This is a genomic window from Chamaesiphon sp. OTE_75_metabat_556 (assembly GCF_031378165.1).
GTDB lineage: Bacteria > Cyanobacteriota > Cyanobacteriia > Cyanobacteriales > Chamaesiphonaceae > Chamaesiphon.
In genome coordinates, this window is record NZ_JANNDR010000190.1 from 1 (window position 1) to 2,160 (window position 2,160).

General features: G+C 46.1%; 3 protein-coding genes. All 3 read left to right on the forward strand.

The features are described 5' to 3' along the window. The coding region (locus tag RMO27_RS07865; protein WP_309731079.1) for a hypothetical protein at nucleotides 1–489 on the forward strand (489 nt) is incomplete at its 5' end. A 48-nt stretch (nucleotides 490–537) separates the two neighbouring features. After that, on the forward strand, nucleotides 538–1,317 hold the full coding sequence (locus tag RMO27_RS07870) for a photosystem II S4 domain protein (protein WP_309731080.1): 780 nt from the start codon (nucleotides 538–540) through the stop codon (nucleotides 1,315–1,317). 203 nt (nucleotides 1,318–1,520) lie between these two features. Next, nucleotides 1,521–1,973, forward strand: coding sequence for a DUF3531 family protein (locus RMO27_RS07875; protein ID WP_309731081.1), 453 nt, complete (start codon nucleotides 1,521–1,523; stop codon nucleotides 1,971–1,973). Nucleotides 1,974–2,160 lie beyond the last annotated feature (187 nt).

Sequence of the window (2,160 nt, forward strand, 5' to 3'; positions counted from 1 at the left end):
TCCGATCGCATCCAAGCCGAATCAGCCTATACGCTGTTGGAAAAACAAGGTTTACCGCTCGCTCAAATCACCATTCTCGGTCGCGGCTACAAAACTGCCGATGAATTTGGATTGATCGATCCCAACGAAGTCGCCCAAAAACAAGCGAAATTGATGGCTAGTTGGTTGATTCCGTTCGGGTTTATTGGCGGCGTGGGCTTTAGCATCCTGACCGATTTACAGACATTTGCCTGGGCTGGATCGATCGGCAATCATCTCATTGGGGGCTTGCTCGGCGCGATCGGCGGCACGATGGGTAGCGTCTTCATTGGCGGCGGCGGTGGGATTGCTTTTGGTAGTGGCGATGCCCTGCCATATCGCAACCGACTGAATGCTGGTAAATATCTAATTGTCGTCGAAGGTTCCCAACTCCTGCTCCAACAATCAACCACCATCCTCCGTAAATTCGATCTCGAAAACATCAAAACCTATACCGACATGTATCAATAAATATCTAAAATTTTTCAACTGTCAACTATCAACTGTCAACTGAATAAAATGCTTCCCAGAGAAGAATTATTAAAACGAGTCGAAAATCGAGACATCGTCGCCAGAGCGATCGATCTTGCCGAACAAGCGATTAAAACTTGGGAAGTAGTCGAAACCGACTTTCTTTCCCCACCCGAAATCGCGGAAGTTAGATTGGTATTCGATCGACTCAGCGATGTAGAAGTTATCGCCACTGGGGGTTATCCCCAAGCCGAACGCCAACGGCTGGGCATCTGTCGGAGTGAATTGCCATTTGAACCCAGTCAAGTCCCCCTAGCCGCAATTCAAATTGCCGGAAATTTCCTCTTCGATCCGCCGACGCACCGCGATTTTTTGGGTGCGATGCTGGGCTGTGGCATCGTTAGAGATAAAACAGGTGATATTATCGTCTTGGGCGAACAAGGCGCGCAAGCGATCGTCGCACCGGAATTGGTGGAGTTCTTAGCAACCAATTTGAATCAAGTTCGATCGGTTCCCGTCAAAACTCGCCAAATCGAATTGAGCGAATTAAAGATTCGTGAACCCAAGAAAAAAGAACTGGTAACTACCGAAGCTTCGCTGCGGCTAGATGCGATCGCCTCTGCTGGTTTTGGGATGTCTCGTAGTAAAATGGTCGATCTGATTTCCAGTGGCGATGTCCGCGTCAATTGGAAAGATGTCAGTCAATCCGCGCACGCTCTCAAAACCGGAGATCTGATCGCAATTCGTGGCAAAGGCAGACTAGAAATCGGCGAAGTCGCCATCACCAAAAAAGAAAGATATCGGGTTAATTTAACTAGATTTATGTAATTATTACCGCGACTTGCTAGCATGATTAGCTCTCTTTGATGATGAAGCAGACTCATCATCCATCATGCGCTGCCGAATTATAAGTAGCCAGAAATACGAACCAATAGCTATTCACTATCCACTGTCTTGATTCGCTAAACCGTCGGGGAACAAAGGCGTGCGCGAATCGCTATCCACTATCCACTATCCACTATTCACTAATTATGCAAGTCCAGTTTCGCGAGTTCAGTCAATTTGATGTTTGGTTTTGGTTGGAATTTAGTAATGCGCCTTCAGAACAGGAGAAAAAATTAGTCGAAGAAGTGTTTTCATCATGGTTTTTCTTGGGAAAATTGGGTGGATTTAATGCTGAGAATAGTCAGGTACAAGAAACCGGATTAGATCTGAGTTATATGGATTATGATAATGATGCCGCTGACAGTACGATGATGTCCTTGATGCACAATATGGGCGACTTTGAGTATGAAGGCAACTGGGGACGCTGTTGGATGGATCTGGGGACGAGCGACGCGATCGCGATCGATATTTTGATCAATTCACTCAACCAATTGAGCAAGGAATATGTCGAAATTCTCCAGGTATATATTGGCGGCGAAAATGAGGAGTGGGAGATCGATCCTAGTTATAAGGAATCGTTATTTCAAGATATCAACTAGTGTCGGTTCGGGTTTAAGATCTTACGTACTTAAGCATCGACGATCGATCCACGGCGGGTGAGTGCATTGCTAACTAAGCCATTTACCACCGCAGATTTGCTCCAAACATTAGCAGAGATTCAGCTTGAATAATACCCGATCGATCTGACAAATTGCTATCGGGATTTAAAGCCGTCGAACATTCTCG